General features: G+C 63.7%; 20 protein-coding genes. 11 read left to right on the top strand and 9 right to left on the bottom strand.

Translation table 11 applies throughout. The annotated features are described in order from the left end of the window. Nucleotides 1–7: 7 nt before the first annotated feature. Nucleotides 8–1,645 (bottom strand): TldD/PmbA family protein, encoded by a 1,638-nt coding sequence (locus ACI48I_RS23780; RefSeq protein ID WP_498575682.1) that lies wholly within the window; start codon nucleotides 1,643–1,645, stop codon nucleotides 8–10. 359 nt (nucleotides 1,646–2,004) lie between these two features. On the opposite strand from ACI48I_RS23780, the gene ACI48I_RS23775 reads away from it, so the two are divergent. Continuing rightward, entirely contained in the window at nucleotides 2,005–2,796 is a 792-nt protein-coding gene (locus tag ACI48I_RS23775) for a class I SAM-dependent methyltransferase (RefSeq protein ID WP_498575681.1), read from the top strand. A 64-nt stretch (nucleotides 2,797–2,860) separates the two neighbouring features. Here the strand turns inward: ACI48I_RS23775 and ACI48I_RS23770 are convergent, their stop codons facing one another. Both ACI48I_RS23770 and ACI48I_RS23765 read right to left on the bottom strand, forming a co-directional pair. Beyond that, nucleotides 2,861–4,486, bottom strand: a complete 1,626-nt coding sequence (locus ACI48I_RS23770) for a serine hydrolase (protein ID WP_498575680.1) — start codon at nucleotides 4,484–4,486, stop codon at nucleotides 2,861–2,863. 21 nt (nucleotides 4,487–4,507) lie between these two features. Continuing rightward, nucleotides 4,508–6,376: a M1 family metallopeptidase gene (locus tag ACI48I_RS23765; protein WP_498575679.1), complete on the bottom strand. Its 1,869-nt coding sequence runs from the start codon at nucleotides 6,374–6,376 to the stop codon at nucleotides 4,508–4,510. Nucleotides 6,377–6,538: 162 nt separating this feature from the next. Here ACI48I_RS23765 and ACI48I_RS23760 point away from each other — a divergent pair, with 162 nt between their 5' ends. Beyond that, nucleotides 6,539–7,114, top strand: coding sequence for a TMEM165/GDT1 family protein (locus tag ACI48I_RS23760; protein ID WP_498575678.1), 576 nt, complete (start codon nucleotides 6,539–6,541; stop codon nucleotides 7,112–7,114). Nucleotides 7,115–7,274: 160 nt separating this feature from the next. Here ACI48I_RS23760 and ACI48I_RS23755 read toward each other — a convergent pair whose 3' ends face one another. Together ACI48I_RS23755 and ACI48I_RS23750 are read right to left on the bottom strand one after the other, a co-directional pair. Then, a complete protein-coding gene (locus ACI48I_RS23755; RefSeq protein ID WP_498575677.1) occupies nucleotides 7,275–8,204 on the bottom strand; it encodes a PfkB family carbohydrate kinase in 930 nt (309 codons plus the stop codon). Next, a complete protein-coding gene (locus tag ACI48I_RS23750) occupies nucleotides 8,201–8,821 on the bottom strand; it encodes a glutathione S-transferase C-terminal domain-containing protein (protein WP_498575676.1) in 621 nt (206 codons plus the stop codon). Before ACI48I_RS23750 ends, ACI48I_RS23755 begins: the two co-directional genes overlap by 4 nt. Before the next feature lie 146 nt (nucleotides 8,822–8,967). Between ACI48I_RS23750 and purB the strand changes: the two genes are divergently transcribed. Beyond that, nucleotides 8,968–10,347, top strand: a complete 1,380-nt coding sequence (gene purB, locus ACI48I_RS23745; protein ID WP_498575675.1) for an adenylosuccinate lyase — start codon at nucleotides 8,968–8,970, stop codon at nucleotides 10,345–10,347. Nucleotides 10,348–10,414: 67 nt separating this feature from the next. On the opposite strand, the gene ACI48I_RS23740 is transcribed toward purB, so the two are convergent. Next, complete coding sequence (locus tag ACI48I_RS23740; RefSeq protein ID WP_498575674.1) at nucleotides 10,415–12,376, bottom strand: TOL_0244 family TonB-dependent receptor; 1,962 nt, start codon at nucleotides 12,374–12,376, stop codon at nucleotides 10,415–10,417. A gap of 194 nt (nucleotides 12,377–12,570) precedes the next feature. Between ACI48I_RS23740 and ACI48I_RS23735 the strand changes: the two genes are divergently transcribed. From ACI48I_RS23735 to ACI48I_RS23725, 3 genes are read left to right on the top strand one after another with little or no spacing between them, the layout of a single operon-like run. Next, nucleotides 12,571–13,119 (top strand): cytochrome b, encoded by a 549-nt coding sequence (locus ACI48I_RS23735; protein WP_498575673.1) that lies wholly within the window; start codon nucleotides 12,571–12,573, stop codon nucleotides 13,117–13,119. Next, complete coding sequence (locus ACI48I_RS23730; protein WP_498575672.1) at nucleotides 13,120–13,683, top strand: YceI family protein; 564 nt, start codon at nucleotides 13,120–13,122, stop codon at nucleotides 13,681–13,683. It abuts the gene before it with no gap. A 22-nt stretch (nucleotides 13,684–13,705) separates the two neighbouring features. Next, nucleotides 13,706–14,275, top strand: a complete 570-nt coding sequence (locus ACI48I_RS23725; protein ID WP_193687511.1) for a YceI family protein — start codon at nucleotides 13,706–13,708, stop codon at nucleotides 14,273–14,275. A 76-nt stretch (nucleotides 14,276–14,351) separates the two neighbouring features. On the opposite strand, the gene ACI48I_RS23720 is transcribed toward ACI48I_RS23725, so the two are convergent. Beyond that, a complete protein-coding gene (locus tag ACI48I_RS23720; protein WP_227496609.1) occupies nucleotides 14,352–15,845 on the bottom strand; it encodes a hypothetical protein in 1,494 nt (497 codons plus the stop codon). Between the two features lie 304 nt (nucleotides 15,846–16,149). Between ACI48I_RS23720 and ACI48I_RS23715 the strand changes: the two genes are divergently transcribed. The 3 genes from ACI48I_RS23715 (at nucleotide 16,150) to ACI48I_RS23705 (ending at nucleotide 20,038) form a co-directional block, all read left to right on the top strand. Then, on the top strand, nucleotides 16,150–16,419 hold the full coding sequence (locus ACI48I_RS23715; protein WP_091876165.1) for a GlsB/YeaQ/YmgE family stress response membrane protein: 270 nt from the start codon (nucleotides 16,150–16,152) through the stop codon (nucleotides 16,417–16,419). A gap of 65 nt (nucleotides 16,420–16,484) precedes the next feature. Continuing rightward, on the top strand, nucleotides 16,485–17,762 hold the full coding sequence (gene cls, locus ACI48I_RS23710) for a cardiolipin synthase (RefSeq protein WP_498575671.1): 1,278 nt from the start codon (nucleotides 16,485–16,487) through the stop codon (nucleotides 17,760–17,762). A 116-nt stretch (nucleotides 17,763–17,878) separates the two neighbouring features. After that, nucleotides 17,879–20,038, top strand: coding sequence for a S46 family peptidase (locus ACI48I_RS23705; RefSeq protein ID WP_498575670.1), 2,160 nt, complete (start codon nucleotides 17,879–17,881; stop codon nucleotides 20,036–20,038). Nucleotides 20,039–20,268: 230 nt separating this feature from the next. Here the strand turns inward: ACI48I_RS23705 and ACI48I_RS23700 are convergent, their stop codons facing one another. Continuing rightward, nucleotides 20,269–21,738, bottom strand: a complete 1,470-nt coding sequence (locus ACI48I_RS23700; protein WP_498575669.1) for an APC family permease — start codon at nucleotides 21,736–21,738, stop codon at nucleotides 20,269–20,271. 178 nt (nucleotides 21,739–21,916) lie between these two features. On the opposite strand from ACI48I_RS23700, the gene ACI48I_RS23695 reads away from it, so the two are divergent. Together ACI48I_RS23695 and ACI48I_RS23690 are read left to right on the top strand one after the other, a co-directional pair. Next, entirely contained in the window at nucleotides 21,917–22,381 is a 465-nt protein-coding gene (locus ACI48I_RS23695; protein ID WP_498575668.1) for an RrF2 family transcriptional regulator, read from the top strand. 85 nt (nucleotides 22,382–22,466) lie between these two features. Continuing rightward, nucleotides 22,467–23,663, top strand: a complete 1,197-nt coding sequence (locus tag ACI48I_RS23690) for a globin domain-containing protein (protein WP_193687516.1) — start codon at nucleotides 22,467–22,469, stop codon at nucleotides 23,661–23,663. A gap of 75 nt (nucleotides 23,664–23,738) precedes the next feature. On the opposite strand, the gene ACI48I_RS23685 is transcribed toward ACI48I_RS23690, so the two are convergent. Next, nucleotides 23,739–24,851, bottom strand: coding sequence for an NADH:flavin oxidoreductase/NADH oxidase (locus tag ACI48I_RS23685; protein ID WP_498575667.1), 1,113 nt, complete (start codon nucleotides 24,849–24,851; stop codon nucleotides 23,739–23,741). Between the last annotated feature and the right edge of the window lie 52 nt (nucleotides 24,852–24,903).

Genomic DNA, 24,903 nt, shown 5'->3' with positions numbered 1-24,903 from the left:
AATGTCCTTAGCCGATCTTGCGGGCGGTGTTGATCACGTTGATGCCGTTGAAGCGCGCGGTCGAGGAACCGTGCGAGACGATGCTGATCTGCGGCGGCTGGCCCTTGCCGTCGAAGAAGGAGCCGCCCATGCGCCAGTCCTTCTCGTCGCAGATGCCGGCGCAGGCGCTCCAGAATTCCTGGGTGTTGGCCTGGTAGGCCACGTCTTCCAGCATCTGCCCGATCTTGCCGTCCTTGATTTCGTAGAACAGCTGGCCGCCGAACTGGAAGTTGTAGCGCTGCTGGTCGATCGAGAAGGAACCGTCGCCGACGATATAGATGCCCTTCTTGATCCCCTTGACCATCTCGTCCGGGCTCATCTTCTTCGTACCCGCCTTCAGCGAGACGTTCGGCATGCGCTGGAACTGCACATTGCTCCACGAGTCAGCGTACGAGCAGCCGTGCGATTCCTTCTCGCCGATGATGTGGGCCTGGTCGCGCGTGGCCTGGTAGTTGACCAGGATGCCGTCCTTGATGATGTTCCACTCTTTGCAGCGCACGCCTTCGTCGTCGTAGCCGACCGCGCCGAGCGAACCCGGGGTCGTCTTGTCGGCGACGATGTTCACCAGCGGCGAGCCGTACTTGAAATTCTTCGACTGCCATTTATCGAGCGTGGCGAAACTGGTGCCGGCGTAGTTGGCTTCGTAGCCGAGCACGCGGTCCAGCTCCGTGGGGTGGCCGACCGATTCGTGGATCGTCAGGAACAGGTGTTCCGGCGAGAGCATCAGGTCGTACTTGCCAGGGGTGACCGATTTCGCGGTGAGTTTACGCTTGGCGTCGCGCCCGGCCGCGCGCGCATCCTCGATCATGTCGTAAGACTGCGTGTAGAGCGTGGCGACGCCGCCGGCGGCCTTGATCTTGTGCTCGGGACGCGCGTCCAGGTATTCGTAGCCCATGCCGACCGGGCTACCCAAGCCGTTACGCGAGCGGAACTTGCCGCTCGCCTTGTCGACGGCGGTCGCGTTGAAGGGTGCCCACAGGCGGTGCAGGTCCTGGTCGATGTAGGAACCGTCGGTCGACGCGAAATACTTCTGCTGGTTCACCTGGAACAGCATCGACTGCATGAAGTTGGCGCCGTTGTCCATGCCGGCCTTGTTCGCGGCGATCAGCAGCTCGGCCTTGTCCTTGATCGGCACCGTGCGCCAGTCCTTTTTGTACGGCGTCGCCCAGCTTACCTCGCCCACGCCCTTCACCGGCGCCAGCTGCACCGGTTCGGTCTGCAGTTTGGCGTTGGCCTTGGCGATCGCGACGGCCTGGCGCGCCGCGTTGGCGATGCCGTCCGGCGTCATGTCGGAGGTGGCGGCGAAGCCGTAGGCGCCGTTGCAGATCACGCGCACGCCGACGCCGGCCGATTCCGTGTTGACGACATTTTCGACGTTCAGGTCGCGCGTGGTGACGAACTGGTTCAGGTAGCGCCCGATGCGCACGTCGCAGTAGGACGCGCCGGCCTTGGTGGCGGCGTTGAGCGCGGTGTCGGCCAGCGCTTTCTTGGCCGCGACGGCCATGGGACTGAGCAGTTCTTCGGCCGCGATCGCACGCCCGGCAACCGGGATGAGCATCGAACCGAATGCCAGGGTGCTGATGTTGAGGAAGGTACGACGTTCCATTCTGTCTCCTGAATTCAACCTGCGTCTTGGGGCGGCGCGCACACCGGCACTGCCGCGTATGTATATGTATTCCTCGGTACTTCCACGCGCTGGAACGCGCGGCAAACCGTTCAACATTATCAGTAACTCAAGCGTTTGAATAGGCAATCTTCATACCAGCCGCAGTGCTGCACAGCAGGCGGTCTTTGCGCGTATTGACAGCGTCCGCAGGGTGTCCGGCTGTCCGCCGCGGACACGCGGCGGACAGTACATACGCGGGACAAGCCACTGGATTCGCTTGACTGCAAGGGTTGCTTGTTCGATCATCGGCGCGGCGGCAACGGCACCGGCCGGCGGCCCCTTACCACAACGGAGATTCCATGAAACGACTGATCCTCGCCGCCTTGTTGGCCGTGAGCGCAGCAGGCGCAGCCAGTGCAGCCCCGGCCGACGACGCCCTGAAAGCCGCCATCGCCGCCGAACACCGCGCGGACAACGCCAAACGCGACGTGTACCGCCATCCGTACGAGACCCTGACCTTCTTCGGCATCAAGCCGACGATGACGGTGGTGGAACTGGTGCCGGGCGGCGGCTGGTACACCGAGATCCTTGCGCCCTACCTGCGCGACAAGGGCAAGTACATCGGCGCCGGCCAGGCGCCCGACAAGAAGGGCGGCCTGGCCTTGCGCGCCAAACTCGATGCGAATCCGGGCTTGTACGGCAAGGCCGCCACCGCCGTGTTCGAGCCGCCGAGCCGTTACGAGATTGCGCCGGCGGGCAGCGTCGACATGGTCCTCACCTTCCGCAACCTGCACAACTGGGTCGGCGACGGCGACGAAGCGGTGCGCACCACCTTCAAGGAGATCTACAAGGTGCTGAAGCCGGGCGGCGTGCTGGGCCTGGTCGACCATCGCCTGCCCGTCTCCATGAAGCAGGACGAGAAGGCCTCGAGCGGCTATGTGCACGAGGCCTATGTGATCAAGATGGCCGAGAGCGCAGGTTTCAAACTGGCCGGTAAATCCGAGGTGAACGCCAATCCGAAGGACAAGGCGGATCACGAAAAAGGCGTTTGGACGCTGCCGCCGGTGTTGGCGAACAAGGACAAGGACCGCGAGAAGAATCTGGCGATCGGCGAGAGCGACCGGATGACGCTCAAGTTTGTGAAGCAGTAATCGTCATGGTGGGCATGGGGCGCCCACCATGCAAAACGGGCCGCGTCGAGCGGCCCGTTTTCTTTTACAGCTTCGCCTTCTGCTTCACCGGCGTGAACAGCAAGTCGTGAAAATCGTAGCTGAAGTCGGTCTCGGTGGACACCGCCTTCATTTTGACGTGCTCGATGCTGCCGTCGTAGTCGAGCGCGAAGGTGACGTAGGCGTCCGCGTTGAAGTTGCGCTCCTTCCAGCGCACGATGAAGGTGTCGTGCTGGTAGTGCTCCATTTCGCCCGTCAAATCAGGCGTGCGCGCAAACGACATGATGAGCTTCCTGCCCTCGCGCTTGATCGTCATCGGGCCGTACCACGGATCGCTGTACTGGCCTTCGTAGGCGTCCAGCGCCAGCGAAGGTTTCGACGCGGCGACGCGCGTGGCCGAGGTCTTCTTCAGGCGCGCCAGTTCTTCGGCGTGCTTGCGGTCTTCGTCGTCGGCGATCAGCTTGATCCAGTCGATCGGCGCGCTGCCGGTCATGTACTGGTCGAGCAGGCGGTATTGCAGCGCGTTGAGGGCGCCGCCGCTCTCCGCATTGGTCAGGATGGCGATGCCCAGTTTCGATTCCGGCACCAGCAGTACGCGCGAATAAAAGCCCTGCAGCGCACCGCCGTGGTTCGCCACCAGTTGGCCCTTGTAGTCGCGCAGCTGGAAGCCCAGGCCATAGGCCAGGAAATTTGGTTTCACCGGCGCCAATGGCCCCTTCGGCTGGCCGATCTTGATCGGCGTCTGCGCGGTCCACATCTCGCGCGACTGCGCTTCGCTGAACAGGCGCAGCTCCTTGCCGTCCGCGCCTTTCACTCCCTCGACACGGCCGCCGTCGAGCAGCACCTTCATCCACTTCGCGATGTCTTCGGCGCTGGTGTTGATGCCGACCGCGCCGACTGCATTATTCACCGGCATCGACTTCACGGCGGCGATCTTGTCGTTGATCTTGCTGTGCGCGTTCGAGGCGTTCGGGTTGGCCGCGCTCTCCGCCAGGCTGGTGGTGGTCGTGTTCATGCCGACCGGTTTCAAAATACGCTCGCGCACCGTGTCGCCCCAGGATTTACCCGACTTCTGGGCGATGATCTTGCCGGCCACGATATACAGGAGGTTGTCGTAGGCGTAGCTGCTGCGGAAGCTGGTCGCCGGTTTTACGTAGCGCAGGCGCTCGATGATTTCGTCGGTCGTAAAATTCGTGGTCGGCCACCACAGCAGGTCGCCCGCGCCGAGTCCCAGGCCGCTGCGGTGGGTCAGCAGGTCGCGCACGGTCATCTCGCGCGTGACATACGGGTCCCACATCTGGAAGTCCGGGAGGTGTTTGACGACCGGGTCGTCCCATTTCAGTTTGCCTTCGTCGACCAGCATCGCCAGTGCGGCGGCCGTAAATGCTTTCGAGTTGGAGGCGATCTCGAACAGGGTCTGGCCGTCGACTTTTGTCGGCGCGCCGAGTTTACGGACACCGAAGCCCTGCGCGGCGACGACCTTGCCGTCCTTGACGACGGCGATCGCGATGCCCGGCACGTCGAAGGCTTTCATGACGCGCGTGACGTCCTGTTCGAGGTCGAAGGCAGGGACGGCGACAGGCGCCGCGGTCGGCACCGCGGCGGGCGCCTCGGAGGCGTAGGCCGCGCTGGCGGAAAACGCGATCAGGATCGCGGCTGCAATGCGTTTCATCTGTTGCACTCTTCGGTTCCTTTACTGTTTGACCATCTGCTTGTCGACACTGCTTTGCGTCTCTGGATGGTAGCGCTCGCGCGCCGCCTTGTACACGTTCTCCGCCCAGGCACGGTCCTCGTCATTCGCGCGCAGCGCCGTGTACAGGGGCACCACGAACTTCTGGCGGCCGACGCTCATCAGGAAGGCCTGCATGTGCGGGCGCACCTCGCGGTAGCCGGCGTGCGCGGCGGCGCGGTAGAAGCGGAAAGCGACTTCGTTGTTGCCGCTCTTCGCCAGGCCGTAGGCGGCGTCGAGTTCTTTCAACCTGGCGGCGTCGGCCTTGCTGTCGATGTCGTTCAAGAATTTCATCCACTCGAGCGCGGTCCAGTCCCTGGTGTCGAGTTTCGACGTCGGCAGATCGCCTTTCAGCCAGCTTGCCGTGGTCGCATCGAGCGCCACCAGGCGCTGCGACTTCGCATGCCGCGCGCTGGCCGGGATGCCGGCGCCATGCAACCACTCGTCCAGCTCCGCCTCGCTCATCACCTGCGGGTGCTTCGCCAGCAGCTCGGTGCGCAGGTAGTCGACGAACTGTTCGGTCGTCACGCTCTGGAAGGCATGGCCGTCGAACCAGCCGCGGAGAAAAGGATCGAAGACGGCACGGCCGGCGCGTTCTTCGAGGGTGCGCAGCAGCCAGGCGCCCTTCGGATAGGCCAGGCCTTCGTCGGTATAGGTGCTGGAGGTGGTGTCCGGGTCGCGCGCGAGCAGCGCCTGCTTGTCGACCGGGATCTCCTTGAGCGACTCGATCGCCTCTTCCTGCTCGAGCTGCAGGTTCATGGTCGCGACCTCCTGACCATAGAGCTTTTCCAGGATGCGCGTCGTCACATAGGTCGTGAACCCTTCGTTCAGCCACCAGTGCTTCCACGAGGCGTTGGTGACCAGGTTGCCCGACCAGCTGTGCGCCAGTTCGTGGGCGATCAGGTCGACCAGGCTGCGGTCGCCCGCGATCATGGTGGGCGTCAGGAAGGTCAGGCGCGGGTTCTCCATGCCGCCGATCGGGAAGGAAGGCGGCAGCACCAGCATGTCGTAGCGCCCCCAGCGATACGGGCCATACAGCGATTCGGCGGCGGCGACCATCTTTTCGGTGTCGGCCAGCTCATAGGCCGCGGCCTCGATGCGTTTCGGTTCGGCGTAGACGCCGGTGCGTCCGCCCAGCGTGCGCGCTTCCAGTTCGCCGATGCCGATCGCCAGCAGATACGAGGGAATCGGCTGCGGCATGCTGAACTTCCAGCCACCTTTACCCGTTGCCTTCGGATCGTTATCGGCGCTCATGACCACGCGCAGGCCCTCGGGTGCCTCGATGCGCGCCGTGTAAGTAAAACGCACCGAGGGCGTGTCCTGCACCGGCGCCCAGGAACGGGCGTTGATCGTTTCCGACTGGCTGAACATGAAAGGACGCTTGCCGGACAGGGTCTGCGCCGGCGTGAGCCACTGCAGGGCGCTGGCGGTGGGCGCGGTACGATAGTAGATGCGGACCTGCGGCGCCTGCCGTGGCAGGTCGATGTGCAGGGCCTGGCCCTTTTCGGCGTCGAACTTGTCGAGCGTGTATTTGACGGGCGCCCAGCGTCCGCGCGCATCGATGGCTTCGATCTTCGAGATCGCCAGCTCGCGCGTGTCGAGGTCGAGGCGGCGCGCCGCTTTATCCAGCCAGTCGAGCGTCAGGACGGCGTGGCCGGCCAGCGTCTTTTTCGTAAAATCGGCTTTCAGGTCGAGGTGCAGCGCGCGCGTTTTTACCTGGTCGTAGTTGGCGTAGCTCAGCGGGTCGAGGGCAGAGTTGAGCGCATGAGCTGTGGCGCCGTGCAGGCCGAGGATGGCGCAGGCGGCGGCGCGCAGGAGGGTAAGAGTGTGCATGTGATGAATGGCTGAGCGGAGAGGCGCGAGCAGAATAGCACTTTCATAGAGGCCGCGAAAGCGCGCCTTTACTGACGGCCGTTGTTTGTATTGACGCGCTGCGGATGTGTGGACTCTGCTATGATCCGCGCTCTGCTTAATCTGCCTTATCCGCTGCTCCCTATGGATGCCTTTCTTGTCGCCACCGGCATCGTCGCCCTCGCCGAAATCGGCGACAAGACGCAGCTCCTCGCCTTCCTGCTCGCCGCTCGTTTCCGCCGCCCGCTGCCGATCATCCTCGGCATCTTCGTCGCCACCCTGCTGAACCACGCCTTTGCCGCTGCCGTCGGCGCACTGGTGAGCGAACTGCTGGGACCATCCGTGATGCGCTGGGTGCTGGGCCTGTCCTTCCTCGCCATGGCGATCTGGGCCCTGATCCCCGATCACGTCGACGAAGCCGAGGCGGCGCTGCCGAAACTGGGCGTGTTCATGACGACCCTGCTCGCCTTTTTCCTGGCCGAGATGGGCGACAAGACGCAGGTGGCGACCGTGGCACTGGCGGCGCGTTATACGGAAATCGCGGCGGTGGTGGCCGGGACCACGCTGGGGATGATGATCGCGAACGTGCCGGCGGTGCTGTTCGGAGAGCGGATCGCGAACAAGATTCCGCTCGGGCTGGTGCATGGGATCGCGGCCGTCATCTTCATGGGGCTGGGGATGGCCACGCTGATGGGGGCGGGTAATGGCTACGGGTTTTAGCTGTAGTAAAACCTGTGGCAAGATCAGCGCGTTCTAAAGCGGATCTGGTGCGTATCAGCGCGTGGGCACGAGTGCCCACCCTACGTTACGCAACTGCCAACGTGTCAACTAACGTAGGGTGGCCTCTCGAGCCCACGCGTTGACGGACGCATGAAAACCCTTACCGCCAGCGCGTCATCCACTGATCGTAGAACCCCAAATCGCGCGGCACCGCGCCGGGGATCGCGCAGATCGCGCCGGCGAATTCGTTGGCGCGCGCCAGCGTCAGCTCGAGCGGCCAGCCGCGCGCGCGCCCCAACAGGAAGATCGCCGAGAACGCATCCCCTGCGCCGACCGTGTCGATGACGAAGGGGGGAGAAGGCGCGTCGCGGGTGTCGAGCGTGACGCCGCCGGCGCCGAAGTAGACCGAGCCGCGGTGGCCCAGCGTGACGATCAGCGCCTCCAACCCGAACATCTGCAGCAGCGCCGCGCAGGCGGAGCGCGTTTCGCCGGCCGCCATCGGCGGGTCGTTCGGCCCCAATTGAAAATACCAGCCGAACAGGGCCTGCAGCTCGTCTTCGTTGAGTTTGACGATGTCGGCCGCGTGCAGCGCGTCGGCGACGATTTTTTCGTCGACCTGGCCGTCGCGCAGGTTCAGGTCGAGGTAGCGGGTGGCGCTTGTCGCCGACAGCAAGGCTTTGAGGGTGCCGCGCGAACGCTCGCCGCGCTGGGCCAGGGTGCCGAAATACAGGATGCCGGCGTCGACCGTTTTGACGGCCGCCAGCGCTTCTTCGCGCGCGATGTAGTCATAGGCCTGGTTGGGCACGATGACGAAGCGGTGCCCTTTCGCGCCGCGCTCGACGATGACGCGGCCGGTTTCCTCGATCGTGTCACGCTGCAGGCCGGCCTGCGACATCGCGAAGCGCTCGAATTCGGCCCGGATCGTCTCGCCATTGTGGTCGGCGCCGATGCGGGTGATCATCAGTTGCGGCGCCATGAAGGCGGCCAGGTGGCGCGCGACATTGAAGGGCGCGCCGCCGACGATCTGTTCGGTCGCGAAATCGTCGACCAGGGACTCGCCGAAGACGAGCGTCGTCAGCGCGCCGCTCATCCTTCGAACGGCGCCGTGTCGCGGAAGGAGGCGCGTTCGGCCAGCTTGTCGTGCAGCTTCGCCAGGTTTGGATAGTCGTCGCGCCAGGCGATGTCCGGGAAGCGGAAGGCCAGCCAGCCGAGTGCGCAGCCGACGGCGACGTCGGCCAGCGTATACGACTTGCCCATGCAGAAAGGCTGCTCGCCGAGCTTTTCCGCCATCACGGCCAGGCCCGCATGCACCTTGCCCAGCTGGCGTGCCATCCACTGCGGGCTCTGCTGCTCTTGCGGGCGCAGCGTCTTTTCCAGGCGCACCAGCACGGCCGCGTCGAGTACGCCGTCGGCCAGCGCCTCCCACACTTTGACGTCGGCGCGGTCGCGTCCGTTGCCGTTGGCCGGCAGCAGCTTGCACACGGGCGTGAGCGTATCGAGGTATTCGGCGATCACGCGCGAATCGTAGAGGGCGCTGCCGTCTTCCATGACCAGGCAGGGCACCTTGCCCAGCGGGTTGGAAAGGTGGACCTGGGTCTCGGCGGCCCACACGTTGTCGAGCTCAAAGGAATAATCGAGCTTCTTTTCCGCCATGACGATGCGGACCTTGCGCACATAGGGACTGGTGTTCGAACCGATGAGTTTCATAGATGCTCGGAAAGAGGAATTTAATATGAGTATAACATCGGCCCGGCTGGCAAAAACGGCCGTGGGGGCCCGTTTCGCTGTCGCGGCCACAAAGACCGATATCGGCTCCGGTGGTAAAATCCGCGTTTTTGCACGGACCGCCCGCCATGACCGCTACCGCCCCACTCTCCTCCCTGTCGGCCCTGTCGCCGCTCGACGGCCGTTACGCGGCCAAGACCGACAAGCTGCGCCCGATCCTGTCCGAAGCCGGCTTCATGCACCACCGCGTCAAAGTTGAAATCGCCTGGCTGCAGGCGCTGGCGCAGGCAGGTTTTAGCGAGATCAAGCCGTTCTCCGCAGAAGCGAGCGCTCACCTTGACGCCATGGCGGCGAATTTCAGCGAAAGCGACGCCGCCCGCATCAAGGAAATCGAGGCGGTCACCAACCACGACGTGAAGGCGGTCGAGTACTGGCTCAAGGAGCAAGTCAAGGATGTGCCGGAGCTGGTGGCGGCAAGCGAATTCATCCACTTCGGCTGCACCTCGGAAGACATCAACAACACCAGCCACGGCATGATGCTGAAAGCCGCGCGCGATACCGTGATGCTGCCGGCCCTGCAGGCGATCATCGCCAAGCTCACCGAGATCGCGCACACCAACGCGGCGCTGCCGATGCTCTCGCGCACCCACGGCCAGACGGCCAGCCCGACCACCCTTGGTAAAGAATTTGCCAACGTCGTCGCGCGCCTGCAGCGTGCAGTAAAACGGATCGCCGACGTCGACATCCTCGGCAAGATGAACGGCGCGGTCGGCAACTACAACGCCCACCTGTCGGCCTACCCCGGCTTCGACTGGCCGGCTTTCTCGAAGGACGTGATCGAGTCGCGGCTTGGCCTGACCTTCAATCCGTACACCATCCAGATCGAGCCGCACGACTACATGGCCGAGATGTTCGATGCGATTGCCCGCGCGAACACCATCCTGCTCGACCTGAACCGCGACATCTGGACCTACGTCTCGCTGGGCTATTTCAAGCAGAAGCTGAAGGCGGGCGAGATCGGTTCGTCGACCATGCCGCACAAGGTCAACCCGATCGACTTCGAGAATTCGGAAGGCAACCTGGGCCTGGCGAATGCCGTGCTGCGCCACATGGCCGACAAGCTGCCGGTCTCGCGCATGCAGCGCGACCTGACCGACTCGACGGTTTTGCGCAACATCGGCGTCGGCTTCGGCTACGCCCTGCTCGCCTACGACAGCTGCCTGCGCGGCCTGAACAAGCTGGAAGTCAACGCGGCCAGGCTGGAAGCGGACCTCGATGCGAACTGGGAAGTGCTGGCCGAGCCGGTGCAGACCGTGATGCGCCGTTACGGCATCGAGAATCCGTACGAGCAGCTGAAGGAACTGACCCGCGGCAAGGGCATCACCAAGGAAGCGCTGCGCGAGTTCATCGGGACGCTGGCCGTGCCGCAGGAAGCGAAGGATTTGATGTTGCAGATGACGCCGGCGAATTACATCGGCCTGGCGGCGGAGCTGGCGAAGGCGATTTAAGCGTTCGCGCTCCAGTGAGTCAACAGCCCGCGCCGGACATGGCGCGGGCTGTTTTTATTTACGCCCGTCAGTTCTGCCACACCACTCTGACCGCCACCGTGCGCGGCACTTCCGAACGCGTGGCGATTCCGCTGTACTCGGCGTGGCTGCCGTTCAGGTTGGTCGCGGCGACCGACAGGTCCAGATCCGGTCGCAGGCGCCAGCCGAAACGCGCATCGAGGGCGGCATAGCCCGGCACCTGGCCGATATCGAGCGCCCCCACCTTGCGCACGGCGAGCTCGAGTTCGCGCGCCGCGTCGATGCTGTAGGTCGAGCGCAGCTGCAGGTTATGCGAGGGATCGAAGCCCGCCCGCCGCAGGCTGCCGGCGTCGTTGCTGCCGGGTTTCAGCTGAAAACGCTCACGCATGGCCGTCAGTCCGGCCGACAGGCGCCACGATTTCGTTGCCTGGAAACTGCCCCACATTTCGATGCCGTAGCCGTGCCCTTCGCCCAGGTTCGCGAAATCGACCATCGTGCGGCTCGGCCGCAGTTCCTGAGTGCGCAGGTCATCGTAATCGTTGTAGAACAGCGTGGCCGAATACGACAGACGCGGCAGCGGCTGCCCGCGATAGCCCAGTTCGAACACCTTGGCCACCTCCGAGCGCACGCCGGGGCTGCCCGCGAGGATGTAGGGCGGCCGTCCCGGGATATAGGTATCGGCGTCGAGCCGCGAGGGGGCACGCACCGCACGCGAGGCTGCCGCCCAGAAGGCGTGGCCTGGCGCCAGGCTCCACGACAGGCGCGCGCTCGGCAGGAATTCGGTGCCCGTGTAATCGTTGCGCTCGACCCGGGCACCGAGCGTGGCGCGCAGCGTCGGCGCCAGCGTGATCTCGTCCTGGGCAAACAGGCTCAGCCACGTCTGGTTCAGGCGTTCCGGCAGGAAGGCGACATACTGGCTGCCCTGCACATGGTCCCGGCCGTAGCGCGCATTCGCACCCCAGGCCGCGTTGTGCGCCCCGATCGGCGCCAGCGTGTGCTGGACCTGCAGGTCGACGATGTCGAGCGACTCGGTAAAGGTCGGCGGCACTTCGCGCCTGGTGTAGTCGTAATACAGCTGGACGTTGACGCTGCCGCCATCCTGCAGCGCATGCTGCCAGCCGCCCGTCAGGTTGGCGCCGTGGGTGTCGACCGTGCCCAGGCCCGGATTGGCGCCGGAAATGGCAATCGTCCCCGGCGCCGGCTGCCCGAACATCCCGCGGTTCACGTTGCCGTTCAGGCTGAAGCGGTCGGCGCCGCGCTCCCAGTCGGCCCGAAAACCCACCTGCCCCGCATGCCAGGCATCGTCGATTGCGGCGCCGCTGGCCAGTTCCGTATGCGAGCGTCCCTGCGCCTTGCCATAGACGCGCCAGCCAATGTCGTTCGTGCGTCCGCCCTGGCGAAACGCGATGTCGCCGCCTTCGGTGGCGCCGCGCAGCACGGCGAGACTGCCATGGGTGTCGTGCGCCGAGCGGGTGGTGATGTTGATGACGCCGTTCACGGCGTTCACGCCCCACAGCGTACCGCCCGGGCCGCTGACCACCTCGATCCGTTCGATGTCTTCGAGCAGCAAATCCTGCACATCCCAGAACACGCCGGAAAACAGCGGCGTGTACACCGAACGCCCGTCGATCAGCACCAGCAGTTTATTCGGGGCGCTGTTGCCGCCGCCGTTCAGGCCGCGCGCCGTGATTGCATAGTTCGCACCGTTGACACGCGCCACTTGCAGGTTGGGCGCCAGGCGCAGGGCTTCGGGCAGGCTTGCGGCACCCGAGCGGCGTATGTCGTCGGCCGTGATGACAAACACCGCGGCCGGGGCCTCGAGCAGGCGCTCCGGCTTTTTCGACACCGAGGTCACCTGGATATTCGCCAGTTCCTCGATCGACAGGTCGGCAAAATCGGCTCCCTGCGGATCGGCGGCATGGGCATTTGCATGAGCACTACTGGCCAGCGCGGCGGCGAGCAGCAGGACCAGCACCCGTGGGCGTGGCCGGCTTGGGGGAACATTGTACATACGACTCCTCGAAAGGGAACTTTGCCTCTTTTATTCTCAATACGCGCTGGCTCCGATTTTACATTCGACTGTGCCGTGGCTGTGCACGTTTAACAATTCATGCAAGTGTACGAAAAGAAACATGCAGTGCCGAACCACGCATGCCCTTTTTTGCTATAGTTTTCGTTCTGGTCAGTACCAAGGCGACAACAAGCATGCAGCGTTACTCTCTCCCCGCGATCGTGCTGCACTGGCTGATCGCCCTCCTGATCATCGGTACCTTCACGCTGGGCCTGGTGATGACCGACATTCCCGGGCTGACGCCGACCAAGCTGCGCTATTTTTCCTGGCACAAATGGGCGGGTGTCACCGTGCTGGCGCTGGCGACCCTGCGCCTGCTGTGGCGCCTGCGCAGCAAGCCGCCCGCCTATCCCGCCGGCATGGCCGCCTGGCAAAGCCGCGCCGCGCACGGACTGCACGGCCTGCTGTATGTGCTGATGTTTGCCGTGCCGCTGTCCGGCTATTTCTACAGCCTGGCGGCCGGCGTGCCGGTCGTGTATTTCGGCCTGCTCCCCCTGCCGGTCCTGATCGAAGCCGATCCGGTGTTAAAACCCGTGCTCGGCGCCCTGCACTACTGGCTCAACATGGGCCTAGCCGCCCTGGTGGCGATCCACGTGCTGGCCGCTTTAAAACATGTGCTGATCGACCGCGACGGCATCATGGGGCGCATGCTGCCCTTTTCGACCAAAACAAGGAGTTTATAAATGAAACCCGTGCGCGCCCTTGCGCTTGCTTCGCTGTTCGCCAGCGCCCTTGCCGCCTCTCTGTCCACTGCGGCTGTTTTAAAAACCGATCCCGCGAAAAGCAGCGTCGCCGCCGTGTTCAAGCAGATGAACGTGCCGGTCGAAGCGAAATTCAAGACGTTTACGGCATCGATCGACTACGACGCCGCCCGCCCCGAAGCATCGAAGGCGAGCGTCGACATCCAGACCGCCAGCATGGACCTGGGCGACCCCGAATACAATAAAGAGGTTGCCAAGAAAGAGTGGTTCAACACGGCGCAATTTCCGAAAGCGAGTTTTGTCTCGACCTCGATCAAGCCGGCCGCTCCCGGCATATTGAACGTGGCCGGCAAGCTGACCATCAAGGGCAAGACCGCCGACGTGAATTTCCCGCTGACGGTGAAAACCGAAGCCGGCAAACAGGTTTTTGAAGGGCAGTTGCCGATCAAACGGCTTGCTTTTAATATCGGCGAAGGCGAGTGGAAAGACACCAGCATGGTCGCCGACGAAGTTGTCATCAAATTCCGCGTCACTGCGGGCCAATAATTCACTACCGAGAGACCAATAAATGAAACTGCACCTCCTGATTGCCGCCACCCTTGCCACCAGCGCCGGCTTCGCCTGCGCAGCAGCCGACACCTACAAGATCGAGCCGAACCACACCTACCCGAGCTTCGAAGCCGACCACATGGGCATCTCGGTATGGCGCGGCAAATTCACCAAAACCGACGGCACCATTACGCTCGACCGCGCCGCGAAAACCGGCAGCGTCGACATCACGGTCGACATGAACAGCATCGATTTCGGCCACGAAAAGATGAATGCACACGCGAAGAAGCCGGACATTTTCGACGTCGCCCAATACCCGACCGCCACGTTCAAAGGCAATAAACTGCGCTTCGAAGGCGAGAACCTGGTAGCCGTCGAGGGCGACTTCACCCTGCATGGCGTGACCAAACCACTGACCCTGAACATCGCCAAGTTCAAGTGCATCCAGCACCCGATGCTGAAACGCGAAGTCTGCGGTGCCGACGCACACGGCTTTTTCCTGCGCAGCGATTACGGCGTGAACGCCGGCCTGCCGAATTTTTCGCCTGAAGTGAAACTGGCGATCCAGGTCGAAGCCGTCAAGCAGTAATTCCCCGCTGTAAAACAAAAGCCCCGCTACCTGTCGGCAGCGGGGCTTTTTACATGACAGAACCGACTAAGGCTGATTAACGGCCGTCACGATCCAGGTCGCCCGGAATGGCGCGCTCGACCTTGTGCCATGCGGCACGGCTGGCTGCCTTGGCCTGGTCCCACGACAGGCGCGAGTTGCCGCGGCTGGTGTTCCATTCGTCGGCCAGGTAGTGCTCGTTCTGGTCGTAGCTGCCGGTGTAGCGGCCCTTGCCGTTATAGCCCAGCGCGTAGGCCGGAGCGTAATCGTCGTAGGTGTAGCCAGGGGTGTAATACGACTCGGTTTGATAGGTGTTACGCCAGTGCGCATCTTCCTGGGCTGGATTGACCATGCCGCCGACGCCCTTGCCGGCCATGCCGCCGACCGCTGCGCCGACTGCCGCACCGGCCACCATGCCGATCGGGCCGCCCACGGCGCCGATCGTGGCGCCCGCTGCTGCACCGCCGCCTGCGCCGACGCCCTTGGCCAGGTTATGGTCGTGCAGGTCGTCGCCCGGCTTGGAGTTGACGACTTCGCCGGCACCCTTGCCGGTTGCGCCACCTGCCAGGCCGCCGATCACGGCACCCGCGGCCATGCCGACCGGGCCGCCGACGGCGCCGATCGCTGCGCCTGCCGCTGCGCCACCGGCGCCACCGACGCCTTGCGCCAGGTTATGTTCGTCCAGACGGTCATCGCCTTTCGGATTCACGACTTCGCCAGCGCCACGGCCGGCTGCGCCGCCCGCCAGGCCGCCGACGACCGCACCGGCGGCCATGCCGATCGGGCCGCCCACGGCGCCGAGTGCGGCACCGGTGGCTGCACCGGCGGTGGCGCCGGCGCCCTTGGCCAGGTGGTGTTCGTTCAGGTCGTCACCGGCTTTCGGATTGACGACTTCGCCCACGCCCTTGCCGGCCATGCCGCCGGTGATGCCGCCGATGGCGGCACCAGCGACGGTACCGATCGGACCGGCTGCGGAACCGATGGCGGCACCAGCGAGCGCGCCGCCGACGGCGCCGACGCCGGTGCCGATCACGTGCGAACCGCCTTGTTCGGTCCACGAACGCTCGATGTGGGCAGCGTCTTCGTCGTTACGGGCGTGCACGCCCATCAGGATGCCGCCCTGCTTGATGCCTTCTTCGTAGTGTGCTGCGCGTTCTTCAGGGATACCGGCACCGATCAGCGCGCCGATCAGGCCGCCGGTGATGCCGCCGGCGCCGGCGCCGGCCAGTGCTGCGGCCAGCGGGCCGGCCACGACCAGGCCAAAGCCTGGCAACACGAGGGTGGTGCCGACGGCGGCAATGCCTGCCAGGACGGCGCCGATGGTGCCGCCGATACCGGCGCCGATGCCGGCGCCTTCGGCTGCCTTGCTACCGAGTTCGGTATCGGTGTCGGCGAAGTGGGTGCTGCGGGTCGAATCCGACATCATCAGGTTGACGTCGTCCTTGCTGTAGCCGCGGGTGGAAACGGTATCGTAAGCGCGCTCTGCGCTGGCGCGGTCCGGGAACAGGCCGGTGACCATGCGCGAATTCTGCTTATTGGTGTCGTAGCTCATGATGTATCCCTTTCAAAGGTGTTGTGGTAGTGCGGTCAGGTCTTGCAACAATTCGGTTGCCAGTAGCCGAACAATATGCCCCGGCTATCACCCCTTCTGTTCGCTGACGCACTCACTTCACCAGATTCCAAAACGGCAACATTTTCATGAAAAAAAACGCGGCCCGGAACAGGATTTACAGATTCGTCGTCTAACGTTCGTTGCCGCACCGACCCGCTATGTCGACATTCCGTAGACTTTTTCACATGGCCACCGCAATCAATTGGCCTCGGGTAGGTTTTTTTTACTATGAGGAGGAACTAAAATGCTATTCATCATCTGGATCGTCGTCGGTGGTATCCTGGGCTGGCTTGCAAGCATGGTCATGAAGACCGATGCCGAGCAAGGCATGATTCTGAACGTTGTGGTCGGTATCATCGGCGCCTTCCTGGGCGGCTGGTTGCTCTCCCCACTGTTCGGTTCTGGCACTATCAATTCGGATGACTTCAGCGTGTCGTCGCTGCTGGTTTCGTTCCTGGGTGCTGTTATCCTGCTGGCTATCGTCAACCTGCTGCGTCGCGGCCGCGTGCGTTAATCAGTGGTTTGCCCCACATAACCAACGCTTCCACGCGTTGGTTTTTTTTCGTCTGAAGGTTCCCTATGCGCGTTAGTAGAGTCACTGTTTCGATAACCAGCTGCATCCTGACGCTCATCGTCGGCTTTCTCGCTCTCAATTTCATGCCGAGCGAAAAGCAGATCGAGACGCAACTGCCGCGCATGTACGATATCCACGACGCCCAGTTCCGGCGTTCGATGGGGGTACTGCTCGGCCCTCCCATCATTGAAGGCAACAAGGTCGAGACCTTGCTCAACGGCGACCAGATCTTCCCCGCCATGCTGGCCGCCATCCGCGGCGCCCGGAAAACGATCACTTTCGAAACCTATATCTACTGGTCGGAAACGATCGGCGAGGAATTTTCGAATGCCCTGGCCGAGCGCGCGCGCGCCGGCGTGAAAGTACACGTGATGCTCGACTTCATCGGCAGCATGAAGATGAAGGAAGACGCCATGCAGAAAATGCGCGACGCCGGCGTGCAATTGCAGCGCTATCACAAGCCGGCCTGGTGGAAACTCGCGCGCCTGAACAACCGCACGCACCGGAAATTGTTGATTGTCGACGGCAGCGTCGGCTTTACGGGCGGCGTCGGCATCGCCGACCAGTGGCGAGGAAACGCCCAGGATGAAAATCACTGGCGCGATACCCATTTCCGCGTCGAAGGCCCCGTCGTCGGCCAGATGCAGGCCGTGTTTACCGATAACTGGATCAAGGCCACCGGTGTCGTGCTCGATGGCGACGATTATTTCCCGGCCCTGAAAGCGGCGGGCGACATGCCGGCGCAGATGTTTTCCAGCTCGCCGACCGGCGGCAGCGAAAGCATGCACCTGATGTACCTGATGGCGATCACCGCCGCGCGCAAGTCGATCAACATGTCGGCCTCGTATTTCGTGCCCGACGACCTGACGCTGCGCGCGCTCGCCGCCGCCGCCAAGCGCGGCGTCAAGGTGCGCATCATCACGCCGGGCAAGGAAATCGATTCGGACATCGTGCGCCTGGCCTCGCGCGAACGCTGGGGCGACATGTTGAAAGCCGGGGTCGAGATCGCCGAATACCAGCCGACGATGTACCACGTGAAGGCGCTCATCGTCGACTCCCTGATGGTCTCGGTCGGCTCGACCAATTTCGACAACCGCTCGTTTTCCATCAACGACGAGGCAAACCTGAACGTGCTCGACGCCGATTTCGCGCGCGCCCAGGATGCGGTCTTCGACCAGGACTGGCAGCGCGCGCGGCGCATGACCTACGCTGCCTGGCAGAACCGCTCGTGGACCGAAAAACTGAGCGGCGAAGTTGCCTCGCTGCTGGGCTCGCAGCTGTAAATACCGGCCTTGCCGGGCCGGAAATAACGGTTGACGAGCCGAGGCGGGATTACGGATACTCTTGGCTGCTCCGTGGGAGCCAGACGTATCCGATAACCCCTCCTGATCGATCGCGAATGAAAAAGACTCTCCTCTCGCTGGCCATCCTGACCAGCTTCGCCGCACAAGCGGACGAAGGCATGTGGATGCCGCAGCAGCTGCCACAAGTAGCCCAGCAACTGAAGGCCGCCGGCCTCGAACTCGACCCGGCAACGCTGACCAAACTGACCGAATTCCCGATGGGCGCGGTGGTGAGCCTGGGCGGCTGCTCGGCATCGTTCGTCTCGCCGCAAGGCCTGGTCGTCACCAACCACCACTGCGTCTACAACAGCGTCGCCGTCAACTCGACGCCGCAGAAGGACCTGCTGGCGAATGGCTTCCTCGCCAAAACCCTGGCCGAGGAAGTGCCGGCAGCGCCAGGCAGCCGCGTGTTCGTGACGGAAGAGGTGACCAAGGTCACCGATCAGATCATCGACGCCAAAGTGGCGCGCTTGACCGGCAAGGCACGGATCGACGCGATCGAAAAGAACCAGAAAGAAATGGTGGCCGCCTGCGAAAAAACGCCGGGCTACCGCTGCACCGTGGCCAGCTACTACGGCGGCCTCGAGTTCTATCGCCTGAAACAGCTGGAAATCCGCGACGTGCGACTGGTGCACGCGCCGCCGGCCGGCGTCGGCAAATTCGGCGGCGACACCGATAACTGGATGTGGCCGCGCCACACCGGCGACTACGGTTTTTATCGCGCCTACGTGAGCAAGGACGGCAAGGCCGCCGACTACGCGAGCGACAACGTCCCTTATGTGCCGAAGCACTTCCTGAAAGTGGCGACCGAAGGCTCGAAGGAAGGCGATTTCATCATGGTCGTCGGCTATCCCGGCCGCACCAACCGCCACCGCCTGCCGTCGGAAGTGCAGTACACCTTCGACTGGAACTATCCGGCCTTCGTGCAAGCCTCGGGTGACGTATTGTCCATCATCGAGCGCGAAACCAAGAACGATCCGGCTGCCAAGCTGAAGTACGCCGGCCAGATCGCCAACGTCAACAATTACTACAAGAACCGCAAGGGCATGCTGACCTCCTACGGGGACAGCGACTTCCTGGCGCGCAAGACCGCCGAGCACAATGCAATGAAGGCCTGGGTCAACAGCGACGCCGCGCGTAAAAAACAGTTCGCGGGCGACATCGACGCCGTCGAAAAACTGATCGCCGAGCGCGACAGCCACACCAAGGAAGGCTTCTACCAGAGCTATGCCCAGCCGCGCTTCCTGGGCTCGGCACGTACCCTGTACCGCCTGGCCAACGAGCGCACCAAGCCGGACGCCGCACGCAAGTCGGGCTACCAGGAACGCGACATGGCGCGCATGACCTCGGTCATCACGGGCCAGGACCGCACCTACGACGAAAAAGTCGACAAGGCGCTGGTCCTGCACTTCCTGAGCAAGTATCTGGCCCAGCCGGCCAAGGAGCAGGACACGGCCTTCAACGTCGCCCTCGGCATCCGTTCGGGCATGAGCCAGGACGAACTGAAGGCCGCCATCGACAAGGCCTATGCCGGTTCGAAACTGGCCAACAAGGAAGAGCGCACCGCGTGGCTCAAAAAGTCGCCGGCCGAGTTCAAGGCCAGCAACGACAGCTTCATCAAGGCAGCCGTCGCCATGTATGAATCGGACCTGAAGGACGAAGCCAAAGAGGAAGAACTCGCCGGCAAGATCCAGAAGGCCTATTCCGGCTACATGAAGGCGAAGATCGCCTATATGAACAGCAAGGGCCAGGCCGTCTATCCGGACGCCAACGGCACCCTGCGCGTCACCTTCGGCAAGATCGCCGGCCGCGACCATGGCGCCGACGGCACCGGTGCGTGGACCGCGTTCACCACGGTGAAAGGCGTCGTTGCCAAGCACACCGGCGAAGGCGAATTCAACGCCCCGACCGCCCAGCTGGCCGCCATCAAGGCCAAGGACTTCGGCAAGTTCGTCGATCCTGCACTGAAGACGGTGCCGGTGAACTACCTTGCGACGCTGGACATCACCGGCGGCAACTCGGGTTCGGCGGCGCTGAACAAGCGTGGCGAACTGATCGGCCTGGCTTTTGATGGCACCCTCGATTCGATCATCTCGGACTGGGACTTCAATGCGGCCAATACCCGCGACATCCAGGTCGATATCCGCTACATCCTGTGGAACATGAAGCATGTGGACAAGGCGGATAACCTGCTGAAGGAAATGAACGCGCTGTAACGTAAAGCGGCGCTACGGCGCCCTTTCAAGGCAAAAAGCCACGCTCCCGGAAGGCACGTGGCTTTTTTTTCGTCTTGCCATGCACGCTGTGCCAATGCGCTAAGACGCGTGGAGTCAGGACTCCACCCTACGATCTGAGGTGCGTGTAGGGTGGAGTCCTGACTCCACGCGCTTGTACAGCGTGCACAAAAAAAACGCCGCGTCGGGCGCGGCGTTTTGCGTTCAGGTAATCAACCCTTCTTGTTCAACCTGCTATGCCTTACGCTGTACAGGAAATACGTCGCCACCGCCGCCGCCATCCAGATGAAGAACACGCGGAAGGTCGGCATCGGCAAATCCTTCATGATGTACAGGCAGGCCGCGATCGACAGGCCCGGCACGACATAGGGGCCGAAGGGCACACGGAAGCCGTGCTCGGCATCCGGGCCCTGCTTGGCGCGGATCACGGGTACCGCGATCGAGACGACGATAAAGGCCGTCAGCGTACCCATGCTGACCATGTCCCACAAGAAGGTCGAGTCGACCAGGCCGGCCACCAGGCCCACCACCAGGCAGACGATCAGCGTGTTCGAGACGGGTGCGCCGGTGCGCGGGTTCACCTTCTGGAAGGTCTTCGGGATCAGGCCGTCGCGGCTGATCGCGTACAGGATGCGCGTCTGGCCGTAGATCGTCACCAGGGTCACCGAGAACACGGAGACAACGGCGCCGGCCGACAGCACCAGCGCCGGCCAGGCTTTACCCGTCACGTTCTGCAGGATCACCGACAGGCCGGCCTGCTGGCCCTCGAACAGGTGCGCGGGCTGCGCGCCCATCGCGGCCACGGCCACCAGCAAATAGAACAGGGTGACGATGACCAGCGCCGCCAGGATACCGATCGGCACGTTGCGGCGCGGGTTGTTCACTTCTTCGCCGGCGGTGGCGATCGTGTCGAGGCCGATGAAGGAGAAGAACACGGTGCCGGCGGCGGCCGTCACGCCGGCCATGCCGGCGAAACCCTTGCTGTTGTCCGTATTGAAGAAGGGGTGAAAATTGTTCGCATCAAAACCGGAGAAGGCGATCACCGAGAAAAAGGCCAGGATGGCCAGCTTGATGACGACCATGACGGCATTCGTCGTGGCCGATTCCTTGGTGCCGCGAATGAGGAGGATGCAGCACATGATCACCAGCAGCACTGGCGGCAAATTGAAATTGCCCGAGTGGACAGTCAAATTGCTGTGGTCGGAGACGAACATCGGCGAACGCAGCTGGGCCGGGATTTCCCAGCCAAAGGCGTTCTGCAAGAAATTGTTGAGGTAATCGGACCAGCCGATCGCCACCGCGCTGCCGGCCAGGCCGTATTCGAGCAGCAGGCAGGCGGCGACGATGAAGGCGGCGAATTCGCCCACCGTCGCGTAGGCAAAGGAGTAGGATGAACCCGATGCGGGCACGCGGCCGGCCAGCTCGGCGTAGCACAGGGCGGTCAGGCCGGCGGTGATCGCGGCGATCAGGAAGGATAGAATGACGGCTGGCCCGGCTTTCGGGACCGCTTCGACCATCGTGAAGAAGATGCCGGTGCCGACGGTGGCGCCGACGCCGATCATCGTCAGCGGGAACAGGCCCAATGTGCGGTTCAGGCCGCCCCCATGGGTCGCCTGGCTGTCTTCGTGCGCGCGCTCAGCCGGTTTGGTACGAATCAGCTTCTGGCCCAGTGTCAGGTTCACGGTTATCCTTTGTGACTAAATGGAGAAATGGCTGAGCACGGAACGCCGCCAAAGTTCGCGATTATAGGGCCGTTCCGGGCCGTTCGCGAGTTGTTGAGAAAATAGTTTCCCCTAACAATGCATCGGCCATGCGTATTTCGTACCTTAAAATAAACCTGCTCTTTCCTGAAGACATTTTATGCGTCTGACCCGCTTTTCCGACATCGGTTTGCGCGTGCTGATCTACCTCGAGCGCGCCGGCGCACGCCCGCATCCGGTGACGGTCGCCGAGATCGCCTCTCAGTTCGCGATTCCGCAGAATCACCTGGTCAAGGTGGTCGGCCATCTGGCCCGTGCCGGCTGGGTGCGCGCCCTGCGCGGCCGCAACGGCGGCCTGCGCCTGGCCGCCGATCCGCAGCTGCTGACGGTGGGGCAAGTGCTGCGCGAACTCGAAGGCGACGACGAACTGGTCGACTGCGAAGCGATCCGCTGCGCCCTCAGCCTCGATTGCCACCTGCGCGGCATGTTACAAGCCGGGATGCGTGCCTTTTACGCGGAGATGGACCGCTACACGCTGGCGCAGGTCACCGCGGGCAGTACCGGCGAGCAGATCGTCCGGATGCACAAGCTGTTCTGGAGTGGCTCCACCGCCGGCACGGCATAGGTACACCTGCCCCATGGAAGGCCCGTGCTGCGGGCTTTTTTTTGAAGTTTAAAGTTGCATTAAAAATGCATAAAAAGGAAACACGATGATCTCCTCCACTTCCCGTCCGTATATCGATGCCAGCGTCCCCGTGCTGCGCGAACATGGTCTCGCCATCACTACCCTGTTCTACAACAACATGTTTGCCGAGTATCCCCAATTGACGCGCCTGTTCAACATGGGCAACCAGGCCAGCGGCGCGCAGCAGCAATCGCTCGCATCGGCCGTGTTTGCCTACGCGGCGAATATCGGCACTCCGGAAGCGCTGGGCCCGGTCGTGAAACGCATCGTCCACAAGCACGTCTCGATCGGCATCCGCGCCGAGCATTACCCGATCGTCGGCCGGCACCTGCTGGCGGCGATTGCGGAAACCCTGGGCGCGGCCGCCACGCAGCCCCTGCTCGACGCCTGGGCCGAAGCCTACGGTTCGCTGGCGAATTTGCTGATCTCCGCCGAAGCCGAGCTGTACAGCACCGCCGGCATCGCGCCGGGAGAGACGCGCCCGATGCGCGTCACCGAGGTCACGCGCGAGAGCGACAATGTGTTGTCGATCCGTTTCGTTGCCGACGACGACAAACCGCTGCCGCCGTTCAAGGCCGGCCAGTACGTCAGCGTCGCCGTCGACCTGCCGGGCGGACGCCACCAGCTGCGCCAGTACAGCCTGTCGGACGCTTTCGGCAAGGACAGCCTGCGCATTTCGGTCAAGCGCGAGGATGCACTTGAAGAAGCGCCGGCCGGCGAAGTTTCGAACTGGATCCATGCAAATGTAAAAGTCGGCAGCGTGCTGCAGGTGACGCATCCGTTCGGCGAATTCACGCCGGACACCGAGTCGGAAGCGCCGATCGTGCTGCTCTCGGCCGGCGTCGGCATCACGCCGATGGTCGGGGCGCTGAACCGCATCGCCCTGGTCCATCCGGAACGCCGCGTGATCTTCGCCCACGCCGCCCGCGATGCGGCCCACCACCCGCTGCAGGCCGACGTCGCCGCGGCGCGGGCCCTCATGCCGAACCTGCATGTCGCGACATTTTATGAGGACGTGGGCAGCGCCGCCGACGGCGTGATGGCCGGGCGGATGGACATTGCGCGCCTGCCGGCCTGGGATCTGGAGCAGACGGACGTCTGGCTGTGCGGCCCGCTGAAGTTCATGCAGGCGCAGTGGATGGCGCTGCTGGACGCCGGCGTGCCGGCGCCGCGCCTGCACCGCGAAGTGTTCGGGCCGGATCTGCTGGATCACCTGCTGTAATTTGTATCTGCATACCGGCGGCCTTGGCGGATGCAACATGCAGGGTGGGCGCCCCGCGCCCACCCTGCAAGACGCTCAACGCTGGCCGAGGCGCGTTTCCCCGAACAGCGTCTTGTACTGGCGCGGCTGCGAACGCCAGTACTGCGGCGGCGCGGCCACCTGCGCACCGAGTTCGGCGGCCGCATGCCATGGCCAGCGCGGGTCGTACAGCATCGCGCGCGCCAGCGCCACCATGTCGGCCTGGCCCGACTGCAGGACGTGCTCGGCCTGCTGCGGCTCGGTGATCAGGCCGACACCGATGGTCGGCACACCCGTTTCGCGCTTGATGCGCTCGGCGAAGACGATCTGGTAGCCGGCACCGACCGGGATTTTCTGCAGCGGAGACACGCCGCCGCTGGAGACGTGGATGAAGTGGCAGCCGCGCTTTTCCAGCTCGTGGGCAAAGCGCAGGCTCTGCTCGATGTCCCAGCCGCCTGCGACCCAGTCGGTGGCCGAGATGCGCATTCCGACGCACAGATCCGGCACCGCCGCGCGCACCGCTTCGCACACCTCGAGCGGAAAGCGCATGCGGTTTTCCAGCGAGCCGCCGTAGTCGTCCTCGCGCCGGTTCGCCAGCGGCGACAGGAACTGGTGCAGCAGGTAGCCGTGGGCGCCGTGCAGTTCGATGGCATCCAGGCCGAGCTGTTGTGCGCGCAGGGCGGCGTCGACGAAACCCTGCTTGATGCGCTGCAGGCCTTCGTGGTCCAGCGCCAGCGGCACGCTCTCGCCTTCGGCATGCGGGACGCTCGATGGCGCGACCGTCTGCCAGCCGCGTGGCTGGCCGGGGTGGATATTCGCGCCGCCTTCCCAGGGCACGTTGCTGGAGGCCTTGCGGCCGGCGTGCGCCAGCTGGATGCCGATTTTAATCGGTGAGTGGCGGCGCATCGCGGCGATGACCGGTTTCAGGGCTTCCAGGTGGGAGTCGGACCACAGGCCCAGGTCGTCGGGCGTGATGCGCCCTTCCGGGGTGACGGCGGTAGCCTCGATGATCAACAAGGCAGCGCCGGACAGGGCCAGGTGGCCGAGGTGGATCATGTGCCAGTCGGTGGCCAGGCCCTCGTCGGCCGAGTACTGGCACATGGGGGCGATGGCGATGCGGTTGGTCAGTTCGAGTGGCCCGAGTCGGTAGGGGCTGAACAGCATGCTCATGGGGCGGCTCCATTCTTGTTCGAATGGGCCAGTCTAGCGAACATGGGCGGAT

The sequence above is a fragment of the Massilia sp. LXY-5 genome (assembly GCF_059801075.1).
This window is presented reverse-complemented; position numbering and strand designations above follow the sequence as displayed.

Excerpts from the sequence above, each read along its gene's own strand:
- ACI48I_RS23780 (WP_498575682.1), bottom strand. The coding sequence starts at position 1,645 with ATGGAACGTCGTACCTTCCTCAACATCAGCACCCTGGCATTCGGTTCG.
- ACI48I_RS23775 (WP_498575681.1), top strand. The coding sequence starts at position 2,005 with ATGAAACGACTGATCCTCGCCGCCTTGTTGGCCGTGAGCGCAGCAGGC.
- ACI48I_RS23770 (WP_498575680.1), bottom strand. The coding sequence starts at position 4,486 with ATGAAACGCATTGCAGCCGCGATCCTGATCGCGTTTTCCGCCAGCGCG.
- ACI48I_RS23765 (WP_498575679.1), bottom strand. The coding sequence starts at position 6,376 with ATGCACACTCTTACCCTCCTGCGCGCCGCCGCCTGCGCCATCCTCGGC.
- ACI48I_RS23760 (WP_498575678.1), top strand. The coding sequence starts at position 6,539 with ATGGATGCCTTTCTTGTCGCCACCGGCATCGTCGCCCTCGCCGAAATC.
- ACI48I_RS23755 (WP_498575677.1), bottom strand. The coding sequence starts at position 8,204 with ATGAGCGGCGCGCTGACGACGCTCGTCTTCGGCGAGTCCCTGGTCGAC.
- ACI48I_RS23750 (WP_498575676.1), bottom strand. The coding sequence starts at position 8,821 with ATGAAACTCATCGGTTCGAACACCAGTCCCTATGTGCGCAAGGTCCGC.
- purB (WP_498575675.1), top strand. The coding sequence starts at position 8,968 with ATGACCGCTACCGCCCCACTCTCCTCCCTGTCGGCCCTGTCGCCGCTC.
- ACI48I_RS23740 (WP_498575674.1), bottom strand. The coding sequence starts at position 12,376 with ATGTACAATGTTCCCCCAAGCCGGCCACGCCCACGGGTGCTGGTCCTG.
- ACI48I_RS23735 (WP_498575673.1), top strand. The coding sequence starts at position 12,571 with ATGCAGCGTTACTCTCTCCCCGCGATCGTGCTGCACTGGCTGATCGCC.
- ACI48I_RS23730 (WP_498575672.1), top strand. The coding sequence starts at position 13,120 with ATGAAACCCGTGCGCGCCCTTGCGCTTGCTTCGCTGTTCGCCAGCGCC.
- ACI48I_RS23725 (WP_193687511.1), top strand. The coding sequence starts at position 13,706 with ATGAAACTGCACCTCCTGATTGCCGCCACCCTTGCCACCAGCGCCGGC.
- ACI48I_RS23720 (WP_227496609.1), bottom strand. The coding sequence starts at position 15,845 with ATGAGCTACGACACCAATAAGCAGAATTCGCGCATGGTCACCGGCCTG.
- ACI48I_RS23715 (WP_091876165.1), top strand. The coding sequence starts at position 16,150 with ATGCTATTCATCATCTGGATCGTCGTCGGTGGTATCCTGGGCTGGCTT.
- cls (WP_498575671.1), top strand. The coding sequence starts at position 16,485 with ATGCGCGTTAGTAGAGTCACTGTTTCGATAACCAGCTGCATCCTGACG.
- ACI48I_RS23705 (WP_498575670.1), top strand. The coding sequence starts at position 17,879 with ATGAAAAAGACTCTCCTCTCGCTGGCCATCCTGACCAGCTTCGCCGCA.
- ACI48I_RS23695 (WP_498575668.1), top strand. The coding sequence starts at position 21,917 with ATGCGTCTGACCCGCTTTTCCGACATCGGTTTGCGCGTGCTGATCTAC.
- ACI48I_RS23690 (WP_193687516.1), top strand. The coding sequence starts at position 22,467 with ATGATCTCCTCCACTTCCCGTCCGTATATCGATGCCAGCGTCCCCGTG.
- ACI48I_RS23685 (WP_498575667.1), bottom strand. The coding sequence starts at position 24,851 with ATGAGCATGCTGTTCAGCCCCTACCGACTCGGGCCACTCGAACTGACC.